The sequence below is a fragment of the Prescottella equi genome (genome assembly GCF_002094305.1).
Taxonomy (GTDB): Bacteria; Actinomycetota; Actinomycetes; order Mycobacteriales; family Mycobacteriaceae; genus Prescottella; species Prescottella equi.
The window spans coordinates 367534-393804 of the sequence record NZ_LWTX01000004.1 but is presented as its reverse complement, the minus strand read 5'-3'; the positions used below and the strand labels follow the sequence as shown (position 1 = coordinate 393804).

Below are 26271 nucleotides of genomic sequence, written 5' to 3'. Positions count from 1 at the left end.
AGCGCCGATGGTACTGCACTCGACAGGGTGTGGGAGAGTAGGACACCGCCGAACATCCGTTACCGAAAGGGGACCCAACACACTGGGTCCCCTTTCGTGTTTTGTATGAAAGGAATGGCTGTGTCGGAAAGCAGTGGTGATCGTCGGAACTTCCGCGGAGACGGCCCCCACCGTTCCGAAGGACAACGCGACGGTCGACCGTCGGATCGACGCGGTGATCGGGAAGATCGCCGTCAGTCTCCCCCGAGTGGACAGGATCGCGCCGGCCGTCCCGGTGGGGGTTCAGGTCAGTGGCGCGATCGCGACGATCGCCGTAACGACCGGTCCGACGATCGCCGTGGAAGCCAGGGTCGCGAAGAGCGCGGTGGATACCGGGGTCGCGACGACCGACGCGACGACCGCGGCGAGCGCCGGTCCGATGAACGGCGCTCCTTCCAGGGACGCGGCGACGATCGTCGATCCGGTGGCGGTCCACGTCGTCGTGGTGGGGAAGGTGGCTTCGGGCCGGCACGCGGTCGCGAGGCAGTCGGTCAGCAGCGTCGTGACGCGCGTCCCGACGAGCCGGACATCCCGGACGAGGTGGAAGCGTCGGAGCTCGATCCGGCCGTGCGCCGCGATCTGCTGAGTCTCGACAAGAACAACGCGAACGCCGTCGCCCGTCACCTCGTGATGGCTAGTCGGTTGATCGAGGACGACCCACGTCTCGCGCTTGCTCACGCCCGCGCGGCACGTCAGCGCGCCGGCCGAATCGCCGTCGTCCGTGAGACCGCAGGTATCACCGCCTACCACGCGGGCGAGTGGGCCGAGGCGTTGTCCGAGCTGCGGGCTGCCCGGCGCATGTCGGGTGGACCGGGCTTCCTCGCCGTCATGGCAGATTGCGAGCGTGGCCTCGGTCGTCCCGAGCGGGCGATCGAACTGGGCCGAAGTGACGAAGCGCGTGCGCTCACGGGCGAGGATGCCAGCGAGCTTCGCATGGTCGTCGCGGGCGCGCGCATGGACCTCGGTCAGTACGACCAGGCCGTGGTGACGCTGCAGACCGCCGATCTCGACGCGTCGCGTTCCGGGTCGGCTGCGGCTCGATTGTTCTACGCGTATGCGGACGCGCTCGTCGCCGCCGGACGAATCCCCGACGGTCTCAAGTGGTTCCTGAACGCGGCTGCGGCCGACCTCGACGGTGAAACCGATGCAGAGGAGCGTGTGGCCGAACTGACCGGAGAAGGTCAGTGACGTCTGCGGAGGGTGCGACGAATCGCCCGTCGCTTCGCGCCGGTCATGATGTCCTCCTGCTCGACCTCGACGGCACGGTCTACCAGGGCCGCGAGGTGATCCCCGGTGCCCGGGAGGCGCTCGAAGCGGGCAACGAGCGGCAGCTCTACGTGACGAACAACGCCAGCCGAAGCCCTGCGGAGGTGGCGGAACACCTGCGCGAGCTCGGCTTCGACGCTGCCGACGACGACGTTGTGACCAGCTCACAATCCGCTGCGCGGCTGCTGGCGGAGCATCTGGATACGGGTTCGGCGGTGTTGGTCGTCGGTACCGAGGCACTGTGCGACGAGGTCGAGAAGGTCGGGCTGCGCGCGGTTCGGCGGTTCGTCGACGCCCCCGTCGCGGTGGTGCAGGGGCATTCCCCGGCGACCGACTGGGCGATTCTCGCGGAGGCGACTCTCGCGATCCGGGCCGGTGCGCTGTGGATCGCGGCCAACGTCGACTCCACGCTGCCCACCGAGCGCGGGCTCGTCCTGGGCAACGGCTCGATGGTCGCGGCTCTGCGTACCGCGACCGGTCGGGAGCCGATCGTGGCAGGGAAGCCGGCGGCGCCGCTCATGCACGACGCGCTCGACAGGGCCCGTGCAAGCCGGCCGCTGGTCGTCGGTGACCGACTCGACACGGACATCGCGGGGGCGAATGCCGTCGACGTCGAGTCGTTGCTCGTACTCACCGGCGTGAGCACCACCGCGGACCTCCTGCGTGCCGACGTCGAGCACCGACCGACGTACGTTGCTGCGTCGTTGGAGGCGCTGAACCGGCCGGCGGAGGAGTCGGCGGTAACGGCTCATCCTGGCTGGCAGGCGAACTTCGAGGCAGGGGATGTCGTCGTGCGGAGTGTCGATACGGGCGACGGCGGGGCTGGGCATACGACCGCCGGCGCCTTCCTCACCGTGCTCGCCGCGGCGTGGGCCCATCCGGAGTTCGTTCGAATCAGGGCTGCCGACGCCGAGGCACGCGCTGCGGTCGCCGCCCTGCTCGGCGGATTGTGACGGCTTGTCGGCCGGGATCGCAGGTGGTCCGTTGTCGGGCCGATGGGCTAGGTTTGCATCGATGAGCACGCCAGTACCACTTCCAGGCCAGCACCTCCCGGGTACGGGCAGCGGTGTCGACCCGGCGGGTATCCACTCGCAGGTAGACGAGTTGCTCGCGCGGTTGGACGGTACCGCCGCCGATACGGACACTGAGACCAGACTTTCCCGGCAGGCACAGATTCTCGAACGGGCTCACGATGTACTCGTCGAGTCCCTGGCAGCAGTGGACAAGGTCTGAGGTGGCACGTCGAGCAAGGGTCGATGCGGAGCTGGTGCGACGCGGTCTCGCGCGCTCCCGCGAGCAAGCGGTGGAGTTGATCGCCGCGGGCCGCGTCCTCATCTCTGGAACTGTCGCGACCAAGCCGGCCACGGCGATCGAAGCGGGTACGCCGCTCCTCGTGACCGAGGTGGCCGAGGAGGTGTCCTGGGCGTCGCGCGGTGCCCACAAGCTGATCGGGGCGCTCGAGGCGTTCATGCCACACGGACTCGCGGTCGAGGGGCGTCGATGCCTCGACGCCGGCGCGTCTACCGGCGGGTTCACCGATGTGCTGCTGTACAACGGTGCTCGTGAGGTCGTGGCGGTCGATGTGGGTTACGGCCAGCTCGTGTGGAAGCTTCAGACCGACGACCGCGTGCACGTCCACGATCGCACCAACGTCCGGTCCATCGATGCCGAGACGATCGGAGGTCCGGTCGATCTCGTCGTCTCCGATCTTTCCTTCATCTCCCTCAAACTCGTCCTCCCGGCACTCGTCGCGTGTGTGAACGAGGGCGCGGATCTCGTCCCGATGGTGAAGCCGCAGTTCGAGGTGGGCAAGGATCGGGTCGGAGCCGGGGGCGTGGTGCGGGATCCCGAACTGCGAGTCGGTGCGGTCCTCGAGGTCGCGGAAGCTGCGGCTGCGCTCGGGCTGCAGACTCTCGGCGCGGTGGCAAGTCCGCTGCCCGGGCCGTCGGGCAACGTCGAGTACTTCCTGTGGCTCCGGAAGGGCGACCCGACCCCGGACGCCGACTCGCCGGAAGGTGAGGGCGGCGAGATTCGGGACGTCGAGGCGCTGGTTCGTCGCGCAGTCGAGGAAGGTCCGCAGTGACGCACGGGGTCTCGCGAGGCGAGGCGGGCCGCCAGATACTGCTGGTGGCGCACTCCGGTCGACCCGACATCACCGACACCGCCCGCAGGGTTGCGGCAATCTGCGCGCACGCGGGGATCGCGCTGCGCCTGCTGGACAACGAGGTCGACCTCTCCTGGGTGGAGAACGGCGTCGACGATCCGGACGTTCCTGTCGTCACCGTCGTGCCGGAGGGGCCGGGTGCCGCCGCGGATTGCGAGATGGTCATCGTCCTCGGTGGCGACGGCAGCTTCCTGCGTGCCGCCGAACTCGCTCAGTCGGCGGATGTGCCCGTGCTCGGTATCAATCTCGGCCGGATCGGGTTCCTCGCCGAGGCGGAAGCCGAGCACCTCGAGGCGGCGATGGCTCAGGTGGTCCGCCGCGAGTATCGGATCGAGCATCGGATGACGCTCGACGTCCTGGTCCGGATCGAGGACAGGATCGTCCAGCGCGGCTGGGCCTTGAACGAGGCAAGCATCGAGAACCGTTCGCGTCTGGGCGTTCTCGAAGTCGTCCTGGAGGTCGACGGCCGTCCGGTCTCGGCATTCGGGTGCGACGGGGTGCTGATCGCTACACCCACCGGGTCCACCGCCTACGCGTTCTCGGCCGGCGGACCCATCGTGTGGCCCGAACTCGAAGCGCTGCTGGTGATCCCGAGCAATGCGCACGCACTGTTCGCGCGTCCCCTCGTCACGAGTCCGGAGTCGATCGTCGCGGTCGAGACGGTCGCCGACAGCCACGACGGCTTGGTCTTCTGCGACGGACGCCGAACCCTGGAACTTCCGGCGGGCGCACGTGTCGAGGTGGTGCGGGGCAAGGACCCCATTCGCTGGGTGCGACTCGATTCGGCGCCGTTCGCGGACCGGATGGTGCGCAAGTTCGAACTACCGGTCACCGGGTGGCGAGGGAGGAAACGGTAGCTGTGCTCTCGGAGATTCGGATCGACAACCTCGGGGCCATCTCCTCGGCCTCGGCCCAGTTCCACGAAGGGCTGACCGTGCTCACCGGGGAGACCGGTGCCGGCAAGACGATGGTGGTCACGAGCCTCCATCTGCTCAGCGGTGCCCGCGCCGATGCCGGTCGGGTACGCGTCGGAGCGGCCCGAGCGGTGGTCGAGGGTCGCTTCAGTGTCGACGGCAGCTCTCAGCAGATCGACCGTGAAGTGACCCGACTGCTCGAATCGTGCGGCGCCGAACGGGACGAGGACGGCAGCATCATCGCGGTCCGCACCGTCGGCGGCGACGGGCGTTCGCGGGCGCATCTCGGTGGCCGCAGCATTCCGGCCGGCGTGCTGTCCGAGTTCACGGACCCGCTGCTCACCGTGCACGGTCAGAACGACCAGTTGCGCCTGCTGCGGCCGGATCAGCAACTTGCAGCGCTCGATCGGTTCGCGGACAAGACTGTGGGCCCTCTGCTCGCCCGCTACGGCAAGCTGCGCTCGGAGTGGGCGGAGGCGCGCAACGAACTGCTCGAACGAACCAGCCGCACACGCGAACTCGCGCAGGAGGCCGATCAGCTGACGTTTGCGCTCGAAGAGATCGACCGCATCGCGCCCACTCCGGGCGAGGATCGGGAGATCGTCGACGAGGTCCGCCGTCTCGGCGACCTCGACTCGCTGCGCTCGGCAGCCGAGGGCGCGCAGGCCGCGCTCGCCGGAGTCGAGGACGTCATGGACGGTGGCACCGGCGCGCTCGACCTGCTCGGTGAGGCACGGTCGCGGATCGAGGCGTCCGATGATCCCGCACTGGCCGGACTCGGGCCACGACTGGGCGAGGCGATGGCTGTCGTCGCCGATGTCGCGGGCGAGCTGTCCGGCTATCTCTCGGGTCTGCCGAGCGACCCCGGGGCTCTCGATACGTTGCTGACCCGTCAGGCGGAACTCAAGACACTCACCCGGAAGTACGCAGCCGACATCGACGGCGTGCTCGAATGGGCCGAGACGGCGCGCGATCGGCTCGCCCGCATCGATGTGTCTGCCGATGCGCTGGCGGAACTGTCCGAGCGGGTCGAGAAGACCGCCGCTGCCACCGCGGAGTCGGCCGTCAAACTCACCGCCGCCCGGACGAAGGCCGCCGTGAAGCTCGCGAAGGCCGTCAGCAACGAACTGGCGGGACTGGCGATGGGGCGGGCCGCGCTCGAGGTGTCGGTGCGTGCCCGGGAGGCGGGACCGGCGGATTCCGCCCCGCTGCTGGTCGACGGCCGGGAACTGCATGCCGGAGTGTCCGGCGTCGACGAGGTGGAGTTCCGGCTCGCGGCGCACAGCGGGGCGCAGTCGCTACCGATCAGCAAGAGCGCGTCCGGCGGCGAGCTGTCCCGGGTGATGTTGGCGCTCGAGGTGGTACTCGCCGGTTCGGACCGCGGCGCGACGATGGTGTTCGACGAGGTCGACGCCGGCGTCGGCGGGCGCGCTGCGGTGGAGATCGGGCGTCGGCTCGCCCGTCTCGCGAGGACCCACCAGGTGATCGTCGTGACCCACCTGCCACAGGTCGCGGCTTTCGCCGACACACACCTCGTGGTCGACAAGACCGACGACGTCCGGAGCGGAGTCGACAGCGGAGTGCGCACCCTCACCGAGGACGAGCGTGTCGTGGAACTGGCGCGCATGTTGGCGGGCCTCGACGACACCGAGACCGGACGCGCCCACGCCGAGGAACTGTTGACGATCGCCGGGCAGGAGCGCAGCGCCGCGTTCGCCTGAGTCGAAACAGACTTTTCAGTTGGCATTGTGTGACTGGTGTGGTATTTGATACGGCGCGCCTCCCGTGTGATCGCCGAGTGACGGGTGATGATCGACGGCATGAAGATGCCGGCGCTGCTCTCCCGTAAGACCGAAACGCTGCCCGGAATCAGTGGCATTGCCCGCGTCGACCGCGACACCGGCAAGCTGCTGCGCCGCGTCGGGCACGGCGACATCGTCGTGTTGGACGAGATCGACCTCGATCGCGTCACCGCGGACGCGCTCGTGGGGGCCGGCGTCCTGGCTGTCGTCAACGCCTCGATGTCGATTTCCGGGCGCTACCCGAATCTGGGCCCGGAGGTCCTCGTCGCGAACGGCATCACGCTGATCGACGCGCCGGGCACCGACCTGATGAAGGTCGTCAAGGACGGCTCCAAGATCCGACTGCACGAGGGCGCCGTCTACGCCGGCGAGCGCCTGCTGGTCCAGGGCGAGGAACAGGTCGAGGCCGAGATCTCCGATCGGATGATCGAAGCGAAGACCGGTCTCGTCGATCACCTGGAAGCGTTCTCCGGCAACACGATCGAGTTCATCCGCTCCGAGAGCCCCTTGCTGATCGACGGGGTCGGCGTGCCGGACATCGATGTGGATCTGAAGGATCGGCATGTGGTGGTGGTCGCAGACGGCCCCGACCACCTCGCCGACCTCAAGAGTCTCAAGCCGTTCATCAAGGAGTACTCGCCGATCCTCATCGGCGTCGGAGCAGGAGCCGACTCGTTGGCCAAGGCCGGCTACCGTCCCGATCTGATCGTCGGCGACCCCGACGGCATCACCGCCGAAACGCTCAAGTGCGGCGCGGAGGTGGTGCTACCCGCCGACCCGGACGGCCACGCGCAGGGACTCTCGCGCATCCAGGACCTCGGCATCGGCGCGATGACGTTTCCGGCCTCCGCGTCGCCGTCGGATCTGGCGCTGCTACTCGCCGATCATCACGGTGCGTCCCTCATCGTCACGGTCGGCACCACGGTGTCCCTCGACGAGTTCTTCGACCGCGGTCGCCGGGACACCAACCCGGCCGCGTTCATGACGCGGCTGAAGGTGGGGCCGAAACTCGTCGACGCCAAGGCGGTTTCGACGCTGTACAGCAGCCGGGTGTCGGGCGCGGCAGTAGCGCTGCTGGTTCTGGCGGCGCTCACCGCGGTGATCGTCGCTCTGGTGGTGTCCAACATCGGCGGTGACGCGATGGACTGGGCGATCGACACGTGGAACAGCTTCGCGCTGTGGGTTCAGGGGCTCTTCAAGTGATTTCGATGCGTCAACATGCCATCTCGATAGCGGCGATCTTCCTGGCACTGGCCATCGGTGTGGTGCTGGGTTCGGGTTTGCTCTCGAACGGGATGCTCTCGGGCCTACGCGACGACAAGGCCGATCTGCAGAGCCGGATCGAGGACCTCAACACGACCAACAACCAGTTGAACGAACAACTGACCGCCGCGGACGGATTCGACTCCGTGGTGTCCGACCGCATCGTGCGGGACACCCTCGCGCAACGGTCCGTCGTCATCGTGACCACGCCCGATGCCGATCCGGGTGAGGCCGAGGGAATCAACCGGTTGATCGGCCAGGCCGGCGGGAATGTGACCGGCCGCGTCGCCCTCACGAAGTCGTTCGTGGATTCGGTGAACGGCGACCAGCTGCGCACTACTGTGACGAACGTCATCCCCGCCGGGATCCAGCTGCGAACCGGCGCCGTCGACCAGGGCAGCCTGGCCGGGGACCTGCTGGGATCGGTGTTGCTGCTCGATCCGCAGACCGCGCAGCCGCAGACCACCCCCGAAGAACGGGCCCTCGCCCTCGATGCGCTGCGGGGCGGAGGCTTCGTCGACTTCGACGGCAACGTCGCGCCCGCACAGTTCGCGATCGTCCTCACCGGCAGCGGTGACCAGGAGAACACCAGTGGCAATCGTGGCGCCGTGATCGCACGCTTCGCGGCGGCGATGGACGGCCGCGGCGCCGGTGCGGTGCTCGTCGGGCCGCCGGCGGCAGCGGAGGGCAGTGGCCCGATCGCCGTCGCGCGTGCCGACGCAGGGGTCTCGGCGACCCTCTCGACGGTCGACAACGTCGATCGGGAATCGGGCCGGATCACCACGGTGCTCGCACTGCAGGAGCAGCTCGGCGGCGGCGCCGGTCGCTACGGAACCGGGCCGGGAGCGACCTCGGTGACGGTCGGGGCGCCGGCGCAGTAGCGGCTGCGGTCGGGGGACTGTGACGTCTGTCGCTCCGCAACACGTACGCCGCGCGCGGCGACTGCGCGAGAAGGTGTTACCGTGAAGTCCCGTGGGTCGGCAGGCCCCCAGCAGCTTCAACTCAGACCAAGTCCTGCACAGTCGTCACGGGAGCCCCTTTGCCACAGTCACGCATCCAGTCGCGTAGCGCCACCAAGCACATCTTCGTGAGCGGGGGTGTCGCCTCCTCCCTCGGTAAGGGATTGACCGCTTCCAGCCTCGGTGAGCTGCTCACCGCGCGCGGGCTGCGCGTGACCATGCAGAAGCTCGACCCCTACCTCAACGTCGACCCCGGAACGATGAACCCGTTCCAGCACGGTGAGGTCTTCGTCACCGAGGACGGCGCCGAGACCGACCTCGACGTCGGGCACTACGAGCGCTTCCTCGACCGCGACCTCAACGCCTTCGCGAACGTCACCACCGGCCAGGTGTACTCGGCGGTCATCGCCAAGGAGCGCCGCGGCGAGTACCTGGGCGACACCGTCCAGGTGATCCCGCACATCACCGACGAGATCAAGAGCCGCATCCTCGCCATGGCGGGTGCCGACGCCCAGGGCCATGTGCCGGACGTCGTGATCACCGAGATCGGTGGCACCGTCGGCGACATCGAGTCGCAGCCCTTCCTCGAGGCCGCGCGCCAGGTCCGCCACGACGTGGGCCGCGAGAACGTCTTCTTCCTGCACGTGTCGCTCGTTCCGTACCTCGGGCCGTCCGGCGAGCTCAAGACCAAGCCGACGCAGCACTCGGTCGCGGCCCTGCGCAACATCGGTATCCAGCCCGACGCGCTGATCCTGCGCTGCGACCGCGACGTGCCGCAGGCACTCAAGTCGAAGATCGCGCTGATGTGCGACGTCGACGTCGACGCGTGCATCTCCACACCCGACGCGCCGTCGATCTACGACATCCCCAAGGTGCTGCACCGCGAGGGCCTCGACGCGTACGTCGTCCGCCAGCTCGGTCTGCCGTTCCGAGACGTGGACTGGACCGTGTGGGGTGACCTGCTCGATCGTGTCCACAACCCGCGCGAGACCGTCAAGGTCGCCCTGGTCGGAAAGTACGTGGACCTGCCGGACGCCTACCTGTCGGTCACCGAGGCGCTGCGGGCCGGCGGCTTCGCGCACCGTTCGAAGGTCGAGATCTCGTGGGTGCCGTCCGACGAGTGCGAGACCGAGGAAGGTGCCCGGGCCGCTATCGGCGGAGTCGACGCCGTCCTGATCCCGGGCGGTTTCGGTATCCGTGGCATCGAGGGCAAGCTGGGCGCGATCCGTTTCGCCCGCACCCACAAGATTCCGCTGCTCGGTCTGTGCCTGGGCCTGCAGGCCGTGGTCATCGAGGCGGCCCGCTCGGTGGGTCTCGAGGACGCGAACTCGGAGGAGTTCGATCCCGACACCAAGCATCCCGTCATCTCGACGATGGCCGATCAGGAACAGATCGTCGCCGGTGAGGCCGATCTGGGTGGCACGATGCGTCTCGGCGCGTACCCGGCCGTGCTGGAGAAGGGCTCCGTCGTCGCCGCGGCGTACGGCAGCGAGAACGTCTCCGAGCGCCACCGTCACCGCTACGAGGTCAACAACGCGTACCGGAGCCGGATCGCCAAGAGCGGCCTCGTGTTCTCGGGCACCTCGCCCGACGGTCACCTCGTCGAGTTCGTCGAGCTGCCCGCGGACAAGCACCCGTTCTTCGTTGCCACGCAGGCACATCCGGAGCTCAAGAGCCGTCCGACCCGCCCGCACCCGCTGTTCTCGGCGTTCATCGGCGCGGCTCTCGACTACAAGGCTGCCGAGCAGCTTCCCGTCGAGGTCACCGACGTCAGCGCATCGTCGCCGGCGGACGCTGCCGAGGCGGCTACCGCGGACAGCGTCGGATAACCCCCGATGAGCCTGCCGGGGGAACACGAGTTCGACACCGTCGCCTCACGTGACGTGTACAGCGGGGCGATCGTGGCCCTGCGGGTGGACCGGGTTGCCATGCCCGGCGGGCGGGAAGCCGATCGTGAGGTCGTCGAGCACCACGGGGCTGTTGCCGTGGCGGTGCTCGACGACCTCGATCGGCTGGTGCTGATCCGGCAGTACCGGCATCCGCTGGGCCGGCGACTGTGGGAGTTGCCGGCCGGGTTGCTCGACGAGCCCGGGGAAGCGCCGCTCGACGCGGCCCGCCGGGAGCTGGCCGAGGAGACGGGTCTCGCTGCCGACGACTGGTCGATCCTCGTCGACGTGGCGCTCTCACCCGGGTTCACGGACGAGAGTGTTCGCGTGTTCCTGGCGACCGGCCTGCACGACGTCGAACGGCCGGACGCCCACGACGAGGAAGCCGACCTCGAGATAGCAAGGGTGCCGCTCGACGATGCCGTGTCCATGGCGCTGCGGGGCGAGATCGTGAACGCGACCGCGGTGTCGGGAATTCTCGCGCTCGCCGCGGCACGCGCGCGGGGGGAGGATCTGCGGTCTGCCGATGCGGCATGGGTGGACCGGCCGGACGCCTTCGCCCGCCGCAAGCACGGTCGGGCCGGGCACGGATCCGCATGACGGAGCTGGGCGGTCTGATCGACTCGTATCTGGACCACCTGGCCGTCGAGCGGGGTGCCGCACGCAACACCCTCACGTCGTACCGCCGCGACCTGGATCGCTACGCACGGTTCCTCGAAGCGCGGGGGACGGATGACATCCGGTCGGTCACCGAGACGGACGTCAGCGAGTTCGTCGTCGCTCTGCGCAAGGGCGATCCGGCGGACGGAGTGGTCGCACTGGCGCCCAGTTCGGCGGCACGGGCGCTCATCGCGGTCCGCGGACTGCACCGGTTCGCGGCGGCAGAAGGCGTGACCAGCGGGGACGTCGCGCGGGCGGTGAAACCCCCGACCCCGGGACGCCGGCTGCCCAAGTCGCTCCCGCTCGACGACGTCCTCGCGATCCTCGAAGCGTCCGGCGGCGACGGTTCCGCGGACAACCCGCGCACGCTGCGTGACCGGGCGCTGCTCGAACTCCTCTACTCGACCGGCGCCCGCATCTCGGAAGCCGTCGGTCTCGATGTCGACGACCTGGACACACAGTCGCGTTCGGTGCTGCTGCGCGGCAAAGGCGGCAAGGAGCGCGTGGTCCCGGTGGGACGGCCCGCGATCACCGCGATCGACAACTATCTGGTCCGAGGGCGGCCGGCGTTGTCGGTGCGGGGTGGTCCGGCGCTGTTCCTCAACGTCCGCGGCGGGCGGCTGTCCCGGCAGAGCGCGTGGCAGGTCCTGCACACCGCGGCCGAGAAGGCCGGCATCGCGGTCGCGGTGTCGCCGCACACGCTGCGCCACTCGTTCGCGACACACCTGCTCGACGGCGGCGCTGACGTGCGTGTCGTGCAGGAACTCCTCGGCCACGCCTCGGTGACGACGACGCAGATCTACACCCTGGTCACGGTGGGTGCGCTCCGCGAGGTGTGGGCGCAGGCGCATCCCAGAGCGCGCTGACGCGGTTGCGTGTTGGGCGTCGTTCGAGATCACGAAGCGGTAGCGTTACGGCATCAGTCAGCGACAGGATGGGACCTACAGGACAGGGGAGCATCGGACCGTGGTGACACCGCAGCCGCCGGAGGCGGAGCCAGCGCACCCGCATTCCAGGGGCGCGCTGTCGTACGCAGAGAATGTCGAACCGGCACCGGACGCGCCGCTCGGCCCCACCGGGCGTCCGTTGCGGGAGATACCCGAGCCGGGACCGGTCACCGCGCACGGGCCCGCTCGGATCATCGCGATGTGCAACCAGAAGGGCGGCGTCGGCAAGACGACGTCGACTATCAACCTGGGGGCCTCGCTGGCGCAGTACGGTCGGCGAGTGTTGCTCGTCGACCTGGATCCGCAGGGCGCGCTGTCCGCAGGTCTCGGCGTCGCGCACCACGATCTGGAGCTGACGGTCCACAACCTGCTGGTGGAGCGCACGTCGATCGACGACGTGCTGATGCGCACCCGGATCGACGGACTGGACCTGCTGCCCAGCAACATCGACCTGTCGGCAGCCGAGATCCAGTTGGTCACCGAAGTCGGTCGTGAGCAGACACTCGGCCGCGTGCTCCATCCGGTTCTGGACCGCTACGACTACGTGCTGATCGACTGCCAGCCGTCGCTCGGTCTGCTCACCGTCAACGCGCTCGCGTGCGCCGACAGTGTGATCATCCCGATGGAGTGCGAGTACTTCTCGCTGCGCGGTCTCGCGCTGCTCAACGACACCGTCGACAAGGTCCGTGACCGGCTCAATCCGCGCCTGTCGCTCGAGGGCATCGTCGTCACGATGTTCGACGCCCGCACGCTGCACGCCCGCGAGGTGATGTCGCGCGTCGTCGAGGTGTTCGGTGACCTCGTCTACGACACCGTGATCAACCGCACCGTGCGCTTCCCGGAAACCAGCGTGGCCGGAGAGCCCATCGTCACGTGGGCCCCCAAGTCCGGCGGCGCCGAGGCCTACCGGGCACTGGCCCGTGAGGTCATCCATCGCAGCGGCCGGTAGTGGTCGTGGCCACCGACGTCGTCACGGAGGCTCCCGCCGAAGACGGACCCTCGGGGTTCCGGCTGCGGCTGCGCAACTTCGAAGGGCCCTTCGATCTGCTGCTGACGCTGATCAGCCAGCACCAACTCGACGTCACGGAGGTTGCGCTCGCGGAGGTCACCGACGAGTTCATCTCGTACACACGCAGTCTCGGCAGCGAACTGGAGCTGGACCAGACGACGGAGTTCCTGGTGGTCGCCGCGACGTTGCTCGACCTGAAGGCCGCGCGTCTGCTGCCCGCCGGTGAGGTGGACGACGACGAGGACCTGGCGCTCCTCGAGGCGCGAGATCTGCTGTTCGCCCGGCTTCTGCAGTACCGCGCGTACAAGCAGGTGGCGCAACTGTTCGGTGAACTCGAGTCGGCCGCGCTGCGCCGCTACCCGAGGTCGGTGTCGGTGGAGGAGCGCTACGTCGGTCTGCTCCCCGAGGTGCTTCTCGGGGTCGACCCCCTCCAATTCGCGGAGATCGCGGCCACCGCGTTCCGTCCACGCCCGGTTCCGACGGTGGGCCTCGACCATCTGCACGCACCGACAGTGTCGGTTCCGGAGCAGGCCGCCCGGGTCCTGGAACTGCTGCGGGAACGCGGCGCCGGCGTGTGGACACCGTTCGGGGCGCTGATCGCGGAGTGCGACGTCCAGGTACAGATCGTCGCCCGGTTCCTGGCGCTGCTCGAGCTGTACCGAGAGCAAGCGGTGCTGTTCGAGCAGCCCGAACCGCTGGGTGAGCTGATGGTGAGCTGGACCGGTGAGGACCGGACGGCTCCCGCGACCGAGGAGGACTACGGATGACGTCCGTCGGCAGCGACGACGTGGGAACGGACGACGCGCGATCGTTCGAGGACGAGTTCACGGAGCTGCCCGACTCCGAACTCGCCGCGGCACTCGAATCGATGCTCCTCGTGGTCGACACCCCGGCCTCGTCGGCGATGCTCGCCGACGTCGTCGGTGTTCCCGAGGCACGGGTCGAGACGATGCTGCGGACGATGGCGGCGGACTTCACCGAGCGGGGCAGTGGCATCGACCTGCGCTACGCGGGTGACGGGTGGCGCTTCTACACCCGTACCGAGTACGCGCCGTACGTCGAGCGACTGCTACTCGACGGCGCCCGCTCCAAGCTCACCCGGGCGGCCCTCGAGACCCTGGCCGTCATCGCCTACCGGCAGCCGCTGACCCGCGCGCGGATCAGCGCGGTGCGTGGCGTCAACGTGGACGGCGTGATCCGCTCGCTGTTGGCGCGCGGTCTGATCACGGAGGCGGGTGTGGACACGGACTCCGGAGCGACCACCTATGCGACGACGGAACTGTTCCTCGAGCGCCTCGGGCTGGCGTCTTTGGCGGATCTGCCACCGCTCGCGCCGCTGCTTCCGGACGTCGATGTGATCGATGACATCACCGAGAGTCTGGAAGCCGATCCACGATTTGCGAGAATGGACAGGTCTACGTCGTCATCGGGGTCGACGGCGACCGCGCCGGACCCCGGGATCGACATCGAAAACTGACAGGGATCAAAAGTGAACAAGCCCGCTCGCCGTGATGGCACACCGGACCGTAAGAAGAGGCAGCCCGCCAAGGGCGCCGCCCGATCCACCGCTGCGAACAAGCAGCAGACGAACAAGCGGGGCAAGCCGAAGTCGGCCAAGCCCCAGCGCGCCCAGGCGCAGTCGCACACTCCCACGATCAGCAACGCGAAGCCCGCGAAGCACCAGTACGCCGACGTCGACCGCGAGCGTGCGCCGATGAAGGGCGACGGTGTGCGCTTGCAGAAGGTGCTCGCGCAGGCCGGCGTCGCCTCCCGGCGCGCCGCGGAGGCACTCATCGACCAGGGCCGGGTCGAGGTCGACGGTCGCATCGTCCTCGAACAGGGCCTGCGCGTCGATCCCGAGAACGCCATCGTCCGCGTCGACGGCATCCGCGTCGTCGTGAAGAAGGACCTCGTCCACATCGCGCTGAACAAGCCGCGCGGCTGGCAGTCGACGATGTCCGACGACCTCGGCCGTCCCTGCATCGGTGACATCGTCTCCGAGCGCGTCTCCGCCGGTCAGCGCCTGTTCCACGTCGGCCGTCTCGACGCCGACACCGAAGGCCTGATCCTGCTCACCAACGATGGGGACCTCGCGCACCGGCTGATGCACCCGTCGTACGAGGTGCCGAAGACCTACCTGGCCACCGTCCAGGGCGTCGTCGACCGCAACGTCGGAAAGACCCTCAAGGCCGGCGTCGAACTCGACGACGGGCCCGCGAAGGTCGACGCGTTCACGCTCCTCGACGTCAACGGTGGCAAGTCGCTGGTCCGCGTCGTGCTGCACGAGGGCCGCAAGCACATCGTGCGCCGCCTCCTCGAAGCCGTCGGGCACCCGGTGGTGCGGTTGGTCCGCACCGACATCGGCAATGTCGCGCTCGGCGACGGTCGTCCCGGCACCCTGCGGGTTCTCGGTCGCGGCGAGGTCGGCGGCCTGTACGGGGCGGTGGGTCTGTGACGGACGGGACCGCGCTGGTCGTCGCGATCGACGGCCCGTCCGGCACCGGCAAGTCCAGTGTGTCGCGCAGGGTCGCGATCGCCCTCGGCGCGCGCTACCTCGACACCGGGGCGATGTACCGCATCGCGACGCTGCACGTACTGCGTCACGGCGTCGACCTCGGTGACCCGCCCGCGATCGCGAAGGCCACGGCGTCGCTGCCGTTGTCGATCGGCACCGATCCCGAGGCTGACGGTGTGCAACTGGCCGGCGAGGACGTCACCGCCGAGATTCGGGGCGCGGCCGTCACTCAGGCCGTGTCCGCGGTGTCCGCGGTCCCCGAGGTCCGGACGTTCCTGGTGGATCTGCAGCGCCGCATCGTGGCGCAGGCGGGGCGGATCGTCGTCGAAGGCCGCGACATCGGCACGGTGGTGCTGCCGGACGCGGACGTGAAGATCTTCCTGACGGCCTCCGCGGAGGCGCGGGCGACGCGGCGCAACGCCCAGAACATCGCCGAGGGGCGCGGTGACGACTTCGCCGCCGTCCTCGCCGACGTGCAGCGTCGCGACCACCTCGATTCCACCCGCGCGGTATCTCCGTTGCGCCCGGCGGAGGATTCGGTGACGGTGGACACCAGCGAACTGGGCATCGAAGACGTGATCGGCAGGTTGCTGCTGGTGGTAGGCGACAGAACTGGAGCAGTGCAGTGACCGACGATTATTCAGCAGATTCGGCGACCGAGTACGCCGGCGACGGAATCTGGAGCGAGGAATCCGACTGGGACCTCGCCGACTTCCTCGACGGCGAGGACGCCGAGGAGCACGTCGCCGTACCGACACTCGCAGTGGTCGGACGGCCGAACGTGGGCAAGTCCACGCTCGTCAACCGCATCATCGGCCGTCGTGAGGCCGTCGTCGAGGACATCCCCGGCGTCACGCGTGACCGCGTCTCGTACGACGCCAACTGGGCGGGACGCCGATTCATGGTGCAGGACACCGGCGGCTGGGAGCCCGACGCGAAAGGGCTGCAGCAGTCGGTCGCCCGCCAGGCCGAGTTGGCCATGAACACCGCCGACGCGATCCTGCTCGTGGTCGACGCCGTCGTCGGCGCGACCGCGACGGACGAGGCCGCGGTGCGCGTGCTGCGCCGGTCCAAGACCCCGGTCATCCTCGTCGCGAACAAGGTCGACGACGCCCGCACCGAGGCCGAGGCCGCTGCACTGTGGTCGCTCGGTCTGGGCGAACCGCACATGGTGAGCGCCACGCACGGCCGCGGCACCGGCGATCTGCTCGACGAGGTTCTGCGGGTGCTGCCGGAGACTCCGCGCGAGGGCACCGGCGGCGGCGGGCCGCGGCGTGTCGCGCTCGTCGGCAAGCCGAACGTCGGCAAGTCGAGCCTGCTCAACAAGCTGTCCGGTGACGAGCGTTCGGTGGTGCACGACGTCGCCGGCACCACCGTCGACCCCGTCGACTCGCTCGTCGAGCTGGGCGGCAAGGTGTGGAAGTTCGTCGACACCGCCGGCCTGCGCAAGAAGGTCAGCCACGCCAGTGGCCACGAGTTCTACGCGTCGCTGCGCACCAAGTCGGCGATCGAGGCCGCCGAGGTCGCGATCCTGCTGATCGACGCGTCGAAGCCGATCACCGAGCAGGACCTGCGCGTCCTGAGCATGGTGGCGGACACGGGCCGGGCACTGGTGCTCGCCTTCAACAAGTGGGACCTGGTCGACGAGGACCGGCGTCTGATGCTCGAGAAGGAGATCGATCGCGAACTGGTCCGCGTGCCGTGGGCGCAGCGGGTCAACATCTCCGCGCACACCGGCCGGGCCGTCCAGAAGCTCGTCCCCGCGCTCGACACGGCGTTGGAGTCGTGGGACAAGCGCATTCCGACCGGACGCCTCAACAACTGGCTCAAGGAGGTCGTGGCGGCCACGCCGCCGCCGATGCGTGGCGGACGCCTGCCGCGCATCATGTTCGCGACGCAAGCGGGCACCCGCCCGCCGACCTTCGTGCTGTTCACCACGGGCTTCCTCGAGGCCGGCTACCGCCGCTTCCTGGAGCGTCGCCTGCGGGAGGAGTTCGGCTTCGACGGCAGTCCCGTCCGCATCTCCGTGCGGGTCCGGGAGAAGCGGGACCGCGGCAACAAGAGGCGCTGATCGTCCGACGTCGCACGGGTTTCGGTGGCCAACCGGCACCGGACTCGTGCGGCGGGGGCAGCGGAAGCCCGAAAGTTGCCTCTGACCTGGCGATTCGCTTTCCGGAGCGACACTGTTGTAATCTTCTGAGGCGCCCGAACGAGGGCGTGGACGGGCTGTGGCGCAGCTTGGTAGCGCACTTGACTGGGGGTCAAGTGGTCGCAGGTTCAAATCCTGTCAGCCCGACCGAAAAAGTCCCAGGTGATCATTCACCTGGGACTTTTGTCGTTCCGACGGCGGCTCCCGGGTCGGCCCGCGGACGTCGACCTCAGCGGTGGTCCGAACGGCTGCTCACGTCCGTGATCGCGTCGGTCCACGTGCGGTGGGCGTCGATCAGTTCACGGGTTCCGCCGGAGACCTTCCAGACACCCCAGTGCCCGACGTGGACACCGGCGTCGAGCTTGCGGATCGCCCACGGCGCCGAGATCCGGGTACGGCGGACGGGGAGGCCGAGGATGCGTCGCATCTCCTCGTACGGGATCGCGTCGGTCATCGGGATGTCACGCGAACTCGGGGCAGTAGGAGACCGTCGCCGCGCCCAGGACGTTCGTGATCTCGGTCGTCGTGTAGCGGCCGTCGCCCACGTAGTCGGTGGTGACGTCGGCCTTGCTGCGGCCCCGGTAGAGCGAGTTGCACATCGACAGCCCGAGACGGATCTGGTCGCTCTCCGACTTCTCCATCAACGTGAACTCGGTGATGTACGACAGGAACAGCAGATCCTCGGTGCTCAGTTCCGTGGTCGGTTCGAGGACGCGTGCCGAATCCGCTTCGGGTGCGGGGACGCGCGCGGTGGTGCCCTGCTCGGTCGCCGGTGTGACGGCCGGGGTGGTCTGGATGCGCGGCAGGGCGTCGACGGGGGTCGTCACGGCGGCCGGTGCCGGGGCCGCACGCGAGATGACGACCGGCTCTCCGTCGGTCGGGGTGCCGCTGCACCCCGTGAGAATCAAAGCAGAGGTTGAGAGGGCGGAGAAGAGGCCGAGCCGAGCCGAGCGAATCACGATGCGCGATCTTTCCTTACCTGTCCGACCGGCGCGCTGCCGGGGGCGGCATCGACTGAACCGTCAGTTCAGTCGGGCATCGGGCCGGGTGACGGGCATGACGATCTCGGTGCGTGGATCGGGCACGTTCGGGCCGTCGAGGTAGCACTCCCACGCCTCCCCGACGGTGAGGTAACCGTGTTCGGCGATCCATGACGTCAACGCGATGTACGCGGGTTCGACCGTGTCGTAGCCGCCCACATGGACGGTGGTGACGACCGGTCCCGCAGGCAGCGCGGTCGGCTCCACCTCTCCGTCCGGAGCCATCTCGCGGTCGAGCGGGAAGCCCGCCTCGACGTTCCACACGCCGCCCGGAAGCGGGCGGTACCGAGCGAACGGCGGACCCGCGAGCGCTGTCCCGGAACGCTCCGCGGCCGCGACGACCTCACGGAACGCTGCCCCGATGAAGTCGGCGATCCGGTCGACGGTGACGTCGCCTGCCACGACTCCCGCAGGCTGCTCGTCGCGGTCCTGAAACCGGATGTCGTAGCTCACGATTCGTCTCCCGCGGGAAAGCCCTCGAAGCCTGCCGCGCACCGGGCATCGGATCGGGTGGCGCGGCGGCGGCACTCGGGGCCGCGGAGGCCGCACCGGAACCGGTGGGAGAGAAAGCGCGACGACATGTTCATCCGAACCCCAATCGCAGGCACTCACGATATCGAGGGACCTGGCTGCATGGGGCATGATCGATCGAACAGCGGTGCGGGGTGCGGGAGGCGGACATGGCGGAGGCGAAGCGGCTGTCGAAGAACGAGATCCGGGCGAGGCTCGACGACTTCGACGCGATGACGGTACCGCTGGGGGAGCGGCGTGCCGCAGCCGTCGTGATCGCCGTGATGCAGGGCGAGGACGGCATTCCGGTCTTTCCTCTGACGTTGCGGCCCGCGAAGATGCGGGCGCACGCGGGCCAGTTCGCACTGCCCGGCGGGCGCCTCGACGCCGGTGAGACCGCGCAGGATGCCGCGCTGCGCGAGCTGGCCGAGGAACTCGGCGTCGACGTCGATCCCGAGAACGTGCTCGGCCGTCTCGACGACTACGTGACGCGGTCCGGCTACGTCATGACCCCGTTCGTGGTGTGGTCGGACCGGTCCGTCGACTCGGTGGTGCCCAGTCCGGCCGAGGTGGCCCACGTGTTCGCGGTTCCGCTGGACGAACTCGACGTGCCGACACAGCTGACCGACATACCGGGATCGGGCGAGCCGGTGGCGTGCTGGCCGTTCCGAGGCGAGCACATCCATGCGCCCACCGGGGCCGTGATCCACCAGTTCTGCGAGGTCGTGCTGCACGGCAGGCACACCCGGGTGTCCGCGTTCGCGCAGCCCAGCTTCGCGTGGCGCTGAAATCGGCCTGAACGACAGCCGTCCGGACTAGCGTCAGCGCGGTGACCCTCCTGCGATCGGCGTTGCGCGCACTCGACCGCACCGGGATCGAGCCGGTGGCCTGGCAGCCGCCCGCCGCGCCCGCGCTCACCGGCGTGCTCGCGCCAGGTCGCCAGCTCGACGCGACCGAACAATGGAAGCTCCCTACGGGCCGAGGACCCGAGGACGTCGCCGTCGACGGTGAGGGACGCGTGATCACCGGGGGCGAGGACGGACGGCTGTGGCGTTTCGACGCCGACGGCAGACCCACCGAACTCGCCCACACCGGAGGCCGGCCACTCGGCGTCGAGGTGCTGGGCGACGGCCGATACCTGGTCTGCGACAGCGAACGGGGACTGCTGCGCGTCGACGAGACCGGACGCGTGGAGTTGCTCGCGGACACCGCTCTCGGTACTCCGCTGCTCGCATGCAACAACTCGGCCGTCGCGCGGGACGGTGTCGTGTACTTCACCGACTCGTCGTCGAGGTTCACCGTGCCGAACCACCGCCTGGATCTGCTCGAGCATTCGGGTACCGGCAGACTGCTCCGCTTCGATCCGGGCACCGGTGAGATCGACTTGCTCGCGAGTGGGCTGCAGTTCGCGAACGGGGTGGGGCTCGCGCGTGACGAGTCGTTCGTGGTGGTCGCCGAGACCGGGTCCTACCGGATCCAGCGGGTCGAGCTGACCGGTCCGCGCACGGGCGCGGTGTCGGTCTGGGCGGACAACCTGCCGGGTATTCCCGACAATGTCGCGTCGCAGACCGCCGACGGCATCTTCTGGGTGGCGCTGTACAGCCCGCGAATGCCACTGCTCGATCGAGTGGCCCCGCACCCGACCCTGCGCGTCCTGACAGCGAACCTGCCGGCGTTCGTCCAACCGGACCCGGAACACCGCGCGTGGGTCCTCGGCCTCGATGCGGCCGGGCGCATCGTCCACAGCCTGCAGGGCGGGAAGGGCAGCTACTCGCCGGTCACGGGCGTCCGCGAAACCCCCGAATGGCTGTACCTCGGCAGCCTCACCGCCGGAGCGATCGCCCGCGTGCCACGCAACACGCTCGGCATCTGAGCGCCGCGGCCCTGCCCGGTCGGTCGCTGAAATGCGACACCGCATGTGGAAGGGTGGCGTACCGACACAGCACGGGAGCCGAGAGGATCGTTGGTGGACGCGGTAGGACAGCAGAACGTGAGCTCCAGTCCCGGCGCCGACCGCATTCTCACGATCCCCAACGTTCTGAGCATGATCCGGTTGGCGGGCGTGCCGCTGTTCCTGTATCTGCTGCTGGGACCGCAGGCCGACGGCTGGGCGTTGGCAGTGCTGATGCTCAGTGGATTCACGGACTGGGCGGACGGCAAACTGGCCCGCCTGCTGAACCAGATGTCGCGCCTCGGGGCCCTGCTCGATCCGTTCGTCGACCGTCTGTACGTCATCTCGACGCTCGTCGCGTTCGTCCTGCGCGACATCATCCCGTGGTGGCTCGCCGCGATCCTGATCGGGCGCGATCTGATCCTCGCGCTCACGCTCCCGCTGTACCGCCGTCGGGGTCTTCCCCCGCCGGACGTGATCTACCTCGGCAAGGCCGCGACGTTCGCGTTGATGTTCGCACTCCCGATCCTGCTGGCCGCCCAGAGCGACTGGGCAGGAGCGTCGATCGCGAACGCCTGGGGCTACGCACTGCTCGCGTGGGGAACGGTGCTCTACGTCTGGACCGCGGGCATCTACATCGCGAAAGCGGTCGGCGTGGCGCGCGCGGTGGCCCGGAGCGGCCCGTGAGCGACGCGCCCCGGTCGGTGCGACGGAATCCGGTCCCGTCGCTGCTGAAGTCCCTCATGAACGATCACCTCGACCCCGGATACGCCGGGGCGGCCGCGGATCGGGAACAGGGGCACTCGAAGCCGCCCCGCATCGCGGCCGGCGCGTGGATCGCGCTCGGGGCGCTGCTGGTGGGAATGGTGTTCGGCATCGCGTACGCGCAGGCGTCGTCGTCGGCCTCCGACGCGGACGCGACCCGAGCCGAGATGCTGACGAAGGTGCGTGACGCCGAGGACCGCGGCCGCAGCCTCGCCACCACACGCGACGATCTGACCGCGCGCGTCGACGACCTGCGGGCCAAGGTGCTCGCCGGCGACGCGGAGGGCGCCCAGCTGCTCACCGAACTGCGGACCCTCGAGTCCGCCGCCGCGGCGGAACCCGTGCACGGACCCGGCATCGTCGTGACGTTGACCGACCCTGCCGCCCGCCCCGACCTGTCGGACTCGTCGCAGCGGGTGCCGGGCTCGCCGCAGTCCGGTGTGCTCGACCGGGATCTGCAGTCCGTGGTCAATGCGCTCTGGGCCAGCGGTGCGGAAGCCGTCGCCGTCGGCGACGTCCGGATCGGTCCGGGCGTCACGATCCGCCAAGCGGGCGGGGCGATGCTCGTCGACAATCAGCCCGTGCCGTCGCCCTACCGGGTCTCGGCCATCGGACCGCCCGCCAAGTTGCAGACGAGTTTCGTCGTGAGCGACGCCTACCTTCGGATGGCGGCGGTCCGCGATTTCTACGGCGTGGGCTTCACCATCGCCGAGTCGGACGACCTGCAGCTGCCCGCTGCGGCAGGTCGTGAAGTGCGGTACGCAAAGGAAACGGGGGCCCCGTGAAAGTGAAGGGTGGATACGCGCTCTACGGAGTGCTCGCACTCGTCGTCGGCATCGTCGTCGGGGTCGTGTTCAGCCCGCAGGTGCCCGACGCCGTCCAGCCCTATCTGCCGATCGCCGTGGTCGCCGCCCTCGACGCCGTCTTCGGCGGCCTGCGTGCCTACCTCGACGAGATCTTCGACTCGAAGGTCTTCGTCGTGTCCTTCGTGTTCAACGTTCTCGTCGCCGCGCTGATCGTCTGGCTCGGTGACCAACTGGGCGTCGGAACACAGCTGTCCACCGCGATCATCGTCGTGCTCGGCATCCGCATCTTCGGGAACGCGGCCGCACTGCGGCGGCGCCTGTTCGGAGCGTGATCGGCATGCAGGACAACGGGACTCCCACCGGGCCACGGACCGACGGGCGGCACGAGATGCCGTCGAAGGGACCGGCACGATCCCGCGCGCGTTTCGGGTTCGGACTGCTCGCGGTCCTGCTCATGGCAGCGCTGGGTGTGGCGATCGCGACGCAGGTGACCAGTACCGGCTCGGGCGACAACCTCGACTCTGCCCGCCCCGCGGACCTGCTCGTCGTTCTCGGCAACCTCAACCAGCGCGAGGCGGCGCTGCGGCAGGAGATCGCCGGACTCGAACAGACCCTGTCGAAACTCGAAGCCGGTGGGGGCGGTTCGGGCGCCGCGCTCGACGAGGCGAAGGCCCGCCTGTCGGCGCTCTCCATCCAGGTCGGCACGGTGGCCGCGACCGGGCCCGGGGTGACGCTGACGATCCAGGATCCCGGCAGGTCGGTCGGCTCCGAGGTGATCCTCGACCTACTGCAGGAACTGCGGGCCGCGGGAGCGGAGGCGATCGAGATGCAGGGTGCCGGTGCGGACCCGATCCGGATCGGGGTGGACTCGTGGGTCAGCGGCGGCGGGGGCGACATCACGGTCGACGGGCGCAAGGTGTCCGCGCCGTTCCGCGTCGTCGCGATCGGTGATCCGCCGACGCTGGCTGCGGCCCTGAACATCCCCGGCGGCGTGGTCGACACCGTCGCGCGGAGCGGCGGACAATTGCGGATCGAACAATCGCCGCAGGTCACCGTGACCGCCTTGCGGGAGATCTCACCGCGCCAATACGCTCATCCCGGAAACTGATCTTCTGCGGTCCGCTCGTCGGACCTCCTCGAAAGGACGCCACCGTGAGTGAGCTCGCTACCCCCGACGATCTGCGCTACACAGCAGAGCACGAATGGGTGCGGCGGACGGGTCCGACGACGGTACGAGTCGGCATCACCGACTTCGCCCAGTCGCAGCTCGGTGACGTCGTGTTCGTCCAGCTCCCCGCAGTGGGGGAGGACGTGACCTCCGGCGACTCGTTCGGCGAGGTCGAGTCCACCAAGAGCGTGTCCGACATCTACGCGCCGCTGACCGCGAAAGTGGTTGCCGTGAACGAGGATCTGGACGGCAGCCCCGAGCTGGTGAACTCCGAGCCGTACGGAAACGGCTGGCTCGTGGACCTCGAGGTCGAGGACGAGGCTGGCCTCGACTCGGTGCTCGCCGCAACCCTGGACGCCGAGGCCTACCTCGCGCTGTCCGGGAGCTGATTTCGCGGGTCGCCGCGCGGCCTGTCCACCTACACGCACCGGCACTCTCAGGGTACGGTCGAGGTGAGCGCAAGGCCGTCTCGGTGCGCACATCCGCATCGGAATGTGATCGTGGCCGCGGCGTCGTCACACGACGTCGTCGGGGCCGAGTTGGACCGCGTGAACCCGGGAGCGCCGCGAGCGCTCCCGGTTCGTCGGATTGAGGAGGAGAAACGGTGAGCGAGAACGGCAACGATGCGGTTTACGGAGAAACGCCGGCCGAGACCACATCGGTTTTCCGTGCGGATTTTCTCAGCGAGATGGACACCCAGTCGTCGCAGACGGCCGAGGCTCCGGTGTCCGGGGTCGAGGGTCTGCCTGCCGGGTCCGCGCTGCTCGTCGTGAAGAGAGGCCCCAACGCGGGGTCGCGGTTCCTGCTCGACCAGCCGACCACGTCGGCCGGCCGGCATCCCGACAGCGACATCTTCCTCGACGACGTGACCGTCAGTCGTCGGCACGCCGAGTTCCGCCAGGACGACGACGAGTTCCAGGTGGTCGACGTGGGAAGCCTCAACGGCACCTACGTCAACCGCGAGCCCGTCGATTCGGCGGTGCTGGCGAACGGCGACGAGGTCCAGATCGGCAAGTTCCGACTGGTCTTCCTCACCGGCCCGCGCGGCAACAGCGGCGGCCCCCAGATCGGCGAATCCGCGGCGGGTGCAGGTAGCTGATGACCGCCGTTCGGCAGGACGCCGCCACGGGCATGTCGATCGGCACGGTGCTCGATCGACTGCGTCCGGATTTCCCGGACGTCACGATCTCCAAGATTCGATTCCTGGAGGCCGAGGGGCTCATCAGCCCCGAACGGACGCCGTCGGGCTATCGGCGGTTCTCGATCGCGGACTGCGAGCGGCTTCGCTACGTGCTCACGGCACAGCGGGACCAGTACCTGCCGCTGAAGGTGATCAAGGAACAGTTGGAGGCGATCGACAAGGGCGCGGCCACCGTGGGCGCCGTCGATTCGGCTCCCCGGCGCCCACGCCCCCTCGCGGTGGCCCCGGGGGAGGTGTCCCCCGAGGAGTTCCGGTCCGACCGTGAGGTGCGGATCAGCCGGGACGACCTGATCGAACGTTCCGGCATCGACGTCAAGTTCCTGAACGAACTCCTGCGCAGCGGACTGGTGGTGCCCGGAGCCGCCGGTTTCTTCGACGAGGACGCGGTCATCCTGGCGCGGACCGCGAAGGCGATGTCCGAGTTCGGACTCGAGGTGCGGCATCTGCGGGCCTTCAAGCTCGCCGCCGACCGCGAAGCAGGCCTCGTCGCCCAGATCGCCGGTCCGGTCGCGAAGGGACGCGATGCAGGTGCGCGCGATCGCGCGGAGGAGATGGTCCGCGAACTCGCGGCGCTGTCACTGACACTGCACACGTGCCTCGTCAAGGCTGCGGTTCGTGGAGCGCTCGATCGCTGACGACCACAGCAGGTTCGAATAGAATCGGGGCAGTACGTCAAGCGGGGCTCGTCCGCCGTCCGCGGTGGATCCGGTCACCGGTACGAGGTGGAGGACGCGATGAGTGAGATGCGTGTGATCGGAATCCGTGTCGAGCAGCCGCAGAACCAGCCGGTGCTGTTGCTGCGGGAGAGCAACGGTGACCGCTATCTGCCGATCTGGATCGGCCAGACGGAAGCGACGGCGATCGCGCTGGAGCAGCAGGGAGTGGAACCCGCGCGCCCACTCACGCACGACCTCATCAAGGATCTGCTCGATGCGTTCGGGCACACGCTGCGCGAAGTGCGGATCGTGGATCTGCAGGCCGGCACCTTCTACGCGGATCTCGTGTTCGACGGGGATGTGCGGGTCTCGGCCCGTCCTTCGGATTCCGTGGCCATCGCGCTTCGGATCGGCGTGCCGATCTTCGTCGAGGAGGCGGTGCTCGCAGAAGCCGGGCTGGTGATGCCGGACGAGCGCGAGGACGAGGTGGAGAAGTTCAAGGAATTTCTCGAGTCGGTCTCTCCGGACGATTTCAAGGCCACCGACGGCTGACTCCTCAACCTCAAGTTCAGGTTGAGACTCTTGGGCGCGTCGCGTTGACCCGGCCCCCGCGGGTCCCTAGCGTCTTGCATGCGAACGCGCGCCACGCTGTGAATCCGGG

General features: G+C 68.9%; 29 protein-coding genes and 1 tRNA gene. 27 read left to right on the top strand and 3 right to left on the bottom strand.

Annotated features, from left to right (window positions below; translation table 11 throughout):
• Positions 1-114: 114 nt before the first annotated feature.
• The 17 genes from A6I89_RS13925 (at position 115) to A6I89_RS13840 (ending at position 17720) form a co-directional block, all read left to right on the top strand.
• Positions 115-1227 carry a tetratricopeptide repeat protein gene (locus A6I89_RS13925; protein WP_080668408.1) on the top strand — a complete coding sequence of 371 codons (1113 nt, stop codon included), beginning with the start codon at positions 115-117 and terminating at the stop codon, positions 1225-1227.
• Positions 1224-2258 carry an HAD-IIA family hydrolase gene (locus A6I89_RS13920; RefSeq protein ID WP_022596139.1) on the top strand — a complete coding sequence of 345 codons (1035 nt, stop codon included), beginning with the start codon at positions 1224-1226 and terminating at the stop codon, positions 2256-2258. Before A6I89_RS13925 ends, A6I89_RS13920 begins: the two co-directional genes overlap by 4 nt.
• A gap of 281 nt (positions 2259-2539) precedes the next feature.
• Complete coding sequence (locus A6I89_RS13910) at positions 2540-3388, top strand: TlyA family RNA methyltransferase (protein ID WP_022596136.1); 849 nt, start codon at positions 2540-2542, stop codon at positions 3386-3388.
• Positions 3385-4326: an NAD kinase gene (locus A6I89_RS13905; RefSeq protein ID WP_005512969.1), complete on the top strand. Its 942-nt coding sequence runs from the start codon at positions 3385-3387 to the stop codon at positions 4324-4326. The genes A6I89_RS13910 and A6I89_RS13905 overlap by 4 nt, the downstream gene beginning before the upstream one ends.
• 2 nt (positions 4327-4328) lie before the next feature.
• Entirely contained in the window at positions 4329-6104 is a 1776-nt protein-coding gene (gene recN, locus A6I89_RS13900; protein ID WP_022596135.1) for a DNA repair protein RecN, read from the top strand.
• A 99-nt stretch (positions 6105-6203) separates the two neighbouring features.
• Positions 6204-7388 (top strand): putative cytokinetic ring protein SteA, encoded by a 1185-nt coding sequence (steA, locus tag A6I89_RS13895; protein WP_013416129.1) that lies wholly within the window; start codon positions 6204-6206, stop codon positions 7386-7388.
• The gene (locus tag A6I89_RS13890; protein ID WP_022596133.1) at positions 7385-8329 is read left to right on the top strand and encodes a copper transporter; all 945 of its coding nucleotides are present in this window, start codon (positions 7385-7387) and stop codon (positions 8327-8329) included. The genes steA and A6I89_RS13890 overlap by 4 nt, the downstream gene beginning before the upstream one ends.
• A gap of 158 nt (positions 8330-8487) precedes the next feature.
• A complete protein-coding gene (locus A6I89_RS13885; RefSeq protein WP_005512974.1) occupies positions 8488-10236 on the top strand; it encodes a CTP synthase in 1749 nt (582 codons plus the stop codon).
• A gap of 6 nt (positions 10237-10242) precedes the next feature.
• A complete protein-coding gene (locus A6I89_RS13880) occupies positions 10243-10893 on the top strand; it encodes an NUDIX domain-containing protein (RefSeq protein ID WP_013416127.1) in 651 nt (216 codons plus the stop codon).
• On the top strand, positions 10890-11819 hold the full coding sequence (gene xerD / locus A6I89_RS13875; RefSeq protein ID WP_022596131.1) for a site-specific tyrosine recombinase XerD: 930 nt from the start codon (positions 10890-10892) through the stop codon (positions 11817-11819). Before A6I89_RS13880 ends, xerD begins: the two co-directional genes overlap by 4 nt.
• Before the next feature lie 157 nt (positions 11820-11976).
• Positions 11977-12849 carry a ParA family protein gene (locus tag A6I89_RS13870; protein WP_390893131.1) on the top strand — a complete coding sequence of 291 codons (873 nt, stop codon included), beginning with the start codon at positions 11977-11979 and terminating at the stop codon, positions 12847-12849.
• Positions 12849-13676: a segregation and condensation protein A gene (locus A6I89_RS13865; RefSeq protein ID WP_022596126.1), complete on the top strand. Its 828-nt coding sequence runs from the start codon at positions 12849-12851 to the stop codon at positions 13674-13676. The genes A6I89_RS13870 and A6I89_RS13865 overlap by 1 nt, the downstream gene beginning before the upstream one ends.
• Positions 13673-14386, top strand: a complete 714-nt coding sequence (gene scpB / locus A6I89_RS13860) for an SMC-Scp complex subunit ScpB (protein ID WP_022596125.1) — start codon at positions 13673-13675, stop codon at positions 14384-14386. The genes A6I89_RS13865 and scpB overlap by 4 nt, the downstream gene beginning before the upstream one ends.
• 12 nt (positions 14387-14398) lie before the next feature.
• Complete coding sequence (locus tag A6I89_RS13855; RefSeq protein ID WP_022596123.1) at positions 14399-15364, top strand: pseudouridine synthase; 966 nt, start codon at positions 14399-14401, stop codon at positions 15362-15364.
• Positions 15361-16053: a (d)CMP kinase gene (cmk, locus tag A6I89_RS13850; RefSeq protein ID WP_022596121.1), complete on the top strand. Its 693-nt coding sequence runs from the start codon at positions 15361-15363 to the stop codon at positions 16051-16053. Before A6I89_RS13855 ends, cmk begins: the two co-directional genes overlap by 4 nt.
• Entirely contained in the window at positions 16050-17495 is a 1446-nt protein-coding gene (der, locus tag A6I89_RS13845; RefSeq protein WP_005512985.1) for a ribosome biogenesis GTPase Der, read from the top strand. Before cmk ends, der begins: the two co-directional genes overlap by 4 nt.
• 151 nt (positions 17496-17646) lie before the next feature.
• Positions 17647-17720, top strand: a tRNA-Pro gene (locus tag A6I89_RS13840).
• 82 nt (positions 17721-17802) lie between these two features.
• Here the strand turns inward: A6I89_RS13840 and A6I89_RS13835 are convergent.
• The 3 genes from A6I89_RS13835 to A6I89_RS13825 form a co-directional block, all read right to left on the bottom strand.
• Positions 17803-18027, bottom strand: coding sequence for a hypothetical protein (locus A6I89_RS13835; protein WP_005513074.1), 225 nt, complete (start codon positions 18025-18027; stop codon positions 17803-17805).
• Between the two features lie 7 nt (positions 18028-18034).
• Complete coding sequence (locus A6I89_RS13830) at positions 18035-18481, bottom strand: DUF732 domain-containing protein (protein ID WP_232244732.1); 447 nt, start codon at positions 18479-18481, stop codon at positions 18035-18037.
• Between the two features lie 114 nt (positions 18482-18595).
• Positions 18596-19066, bottom strand: coding sequence for a GyrI-like domain-containing protein (locus A6I89_RS13825; RefSeq protein ID WP_022596117.1), 471 nt, complete (start codon positions 19064-19066; stop codon positions 18596-18598).
• A 227-nt stretch (positions 19067-19293) separates the two neighbouring features.
• On the opposite strand from A6I89_RS13825, the gene A6I89_RS13820 reads away from it, so the two are divergent.
• From A6I89_RS13820 to A6I89_RS13775, 10 genes are all read left to right on the top strand, one after another.
• Positions 19294-19911 (top strand): NUDIX hydrolase, encoded by a 618-nt coding sequence (locus tag A6I89_RS13820; RefSeq protein WP_037085220.1) that lies wholly within the window; start codon positions 19294-19296, stop codon positions 19909-19911.
• Between the two features lie 41 nt (positions 19912-19952).
• Positions 19953-20996 (top strand): SMP-30/gluconolactonase/LRE family protein, encoded by a 1044-nt coding sequence (locus A6I89_RS13815; RefSeq protein WP_022596115.1) that lies wholly within the window; start codon positions 19953-19955, stop codon positions 20994-20996.
• A 117-nt stretch (positions 20997-21113) separates the two neighbouring features.
• Entirely contained in the window at positions 21114-21701 is a 588-nt protein-coding gene (locus A6I89_RS13810; protein WP_164490704.1) for a cardiolipin synthase ClsA, read from the top strand.
• Between the two features lie 56 nt (positions 21702-21757).
• Positions 21758-22564, top strand: coding sequence for a DUF881 domain-containing protein (locus A6I89_RS13805; protein ID WP_044991051.1), 807 nt, complete (start codon positions 21758-21760; stop codon positions 22562-22564).
• A gap of 2 nt (positions 22565-22566) precedes the next feature.
• On the top strand, positions 22567-22917 hold the full coding sequence (locus tag A6I89_RS13800) for a small basic family protein (RefSeq protein ID WP_013416116.1): 351 nt from the start codon (positions 22567-22569) through the stop codon (positions 22915-22917).
• Between the two features lie 5 nt (positions 22918-22922).
• Positions 22923-23693: a DUF881 domain-containing protein gene (locus tag A6I89_RS13795; RefSeq protein WP_037085222.1), complete on the top strand. Its 771-nt coding sequence runs from the start codon at positions 22923-22925 to the stop codon at positions 23691-23693.
• A 44-nt stretch (positions 23694-23737) separates the two neighbouring features.
• Positions 23738-24142 carry a glycine cleavage system protein GcvH gene (gcvH, locus tag A6I89_RS13790; protein ID WP_005513083.1) on the top strand — a complete coding sequence of 135 codons (405 nt, stop codon included), beginning with the start codon at positions 23738-23740 and terminating at the stop codon, positions 24140-24142.
• Positions 24143-24357: 215 nt separating this feature from the next.
• On the top strand, positions 24358-24852 hold the full coding sequence (gene garA, locus A6I89_RS13785; RefSeq protein WP_005513084.1) for a glycogen accumulation regulator GarA: 495 nt from the start codon (positions 24358-24360) through the stop codon (positions 24850-24852).
• Positions 24852-25589, top strand: coding sequence for a transcriptional regulator FtsR (ftsR, locus tag A6I89_RS13780; RefSeq protein ID WP_013416113.1), 738 nt, complete (start codon positions 24852-24854; stop codon positions 25587-25589). Before garA ends, ftsR begins: the two co-directional genes overlap by 1 nt.
• A gap of 99 nt (positions 25590-25688) precedes the next feature.
• Positions 25689-26162: a bifunctional nuclease family protein gene (locus A6I89_RS13775; RefSeq protein ID WP_013416112.1), complete on the top strand. Its 474-nt coding sequence runs from the start codon at positions 25689-25691 to the stop codon at positions 26160-26162.
• The last annotated feature ends 109 nt before the right edge of the window (positions 26163-26271 follow it).

Coding starts and splice junctions, on each gene's coding strand:
- A6I89_RS13925 (WP_080668408.1), top strand. CDS start 115: ATGGCTGTGTCGGAAAGCAGTGGTGATCGTCGGAACTTCCGCGGAGAC.
- steA (WP_013416129.1), top strand. CDS start 6,204: ATGAAGATGCCGGCGCTGCTCTCCCGTAAGACCGAAACGCTGCCCGGA.
- A6I89_RS13880 (WP_013416127.1), top strand. CDS start 10,243: ATGAGCCTGCCGGGGGAACACGAGTTCGACACCGTCGCCTCACGTGAC.
- xerD (WP_022596131.1), top strand. CDS start 10,890: ATGACGGAGCTGGGCGGTCTGATCGACTCGTATCTGGACCACCTGGCC.
- scpB (WP_022596125.1), top strand. CDS start 13,673: ATGACGTCCGTCGGCAGCGACGACGTGGGAACGGACGACGCGCGATCG.
- A6I89_RS13835 (WP_005513074.1), bottom strand. CDS start 18,027: ATGACCGACGCGATCCCGTACGAGGAGATGCGACGCATCCTCGGCCTC.
- A6I89_RS13820 (WP_037085220.1), top strand. CDS start 19,294: ATGGCGGAGGCGAAGCGGCTGTCGAAGAACGAGATCCGGGCGAGGCTC.
- A6I89_RS13805 (WP_044991051.1), top strand. CDS start 21,758: ATGAACGATCACCTCGACCCCGGATACGCCGGGGCGGCCGCGGATCGG.
- A6I89_RS13795 (WP_037085222.1), top strand. CDS start 22,923: ATGCAGGACAACGGGACTCCCACCGGGCCACGGACCGACGGGCGGCAC.
- ftsR (WP_013416113.1), top strand. CDS start 24,852: ATGACCGCCGTTCGGCAGGACGCCGCCACGGGCATGTCGATCGGCACG.
- A6I89_RS13775 (WP_013416112.1), top strand. CDS start 25,689: ATGAGTGAGATGCGTGTGATCGGAATCCGTGTCGAGCAGCCGCAGAAC.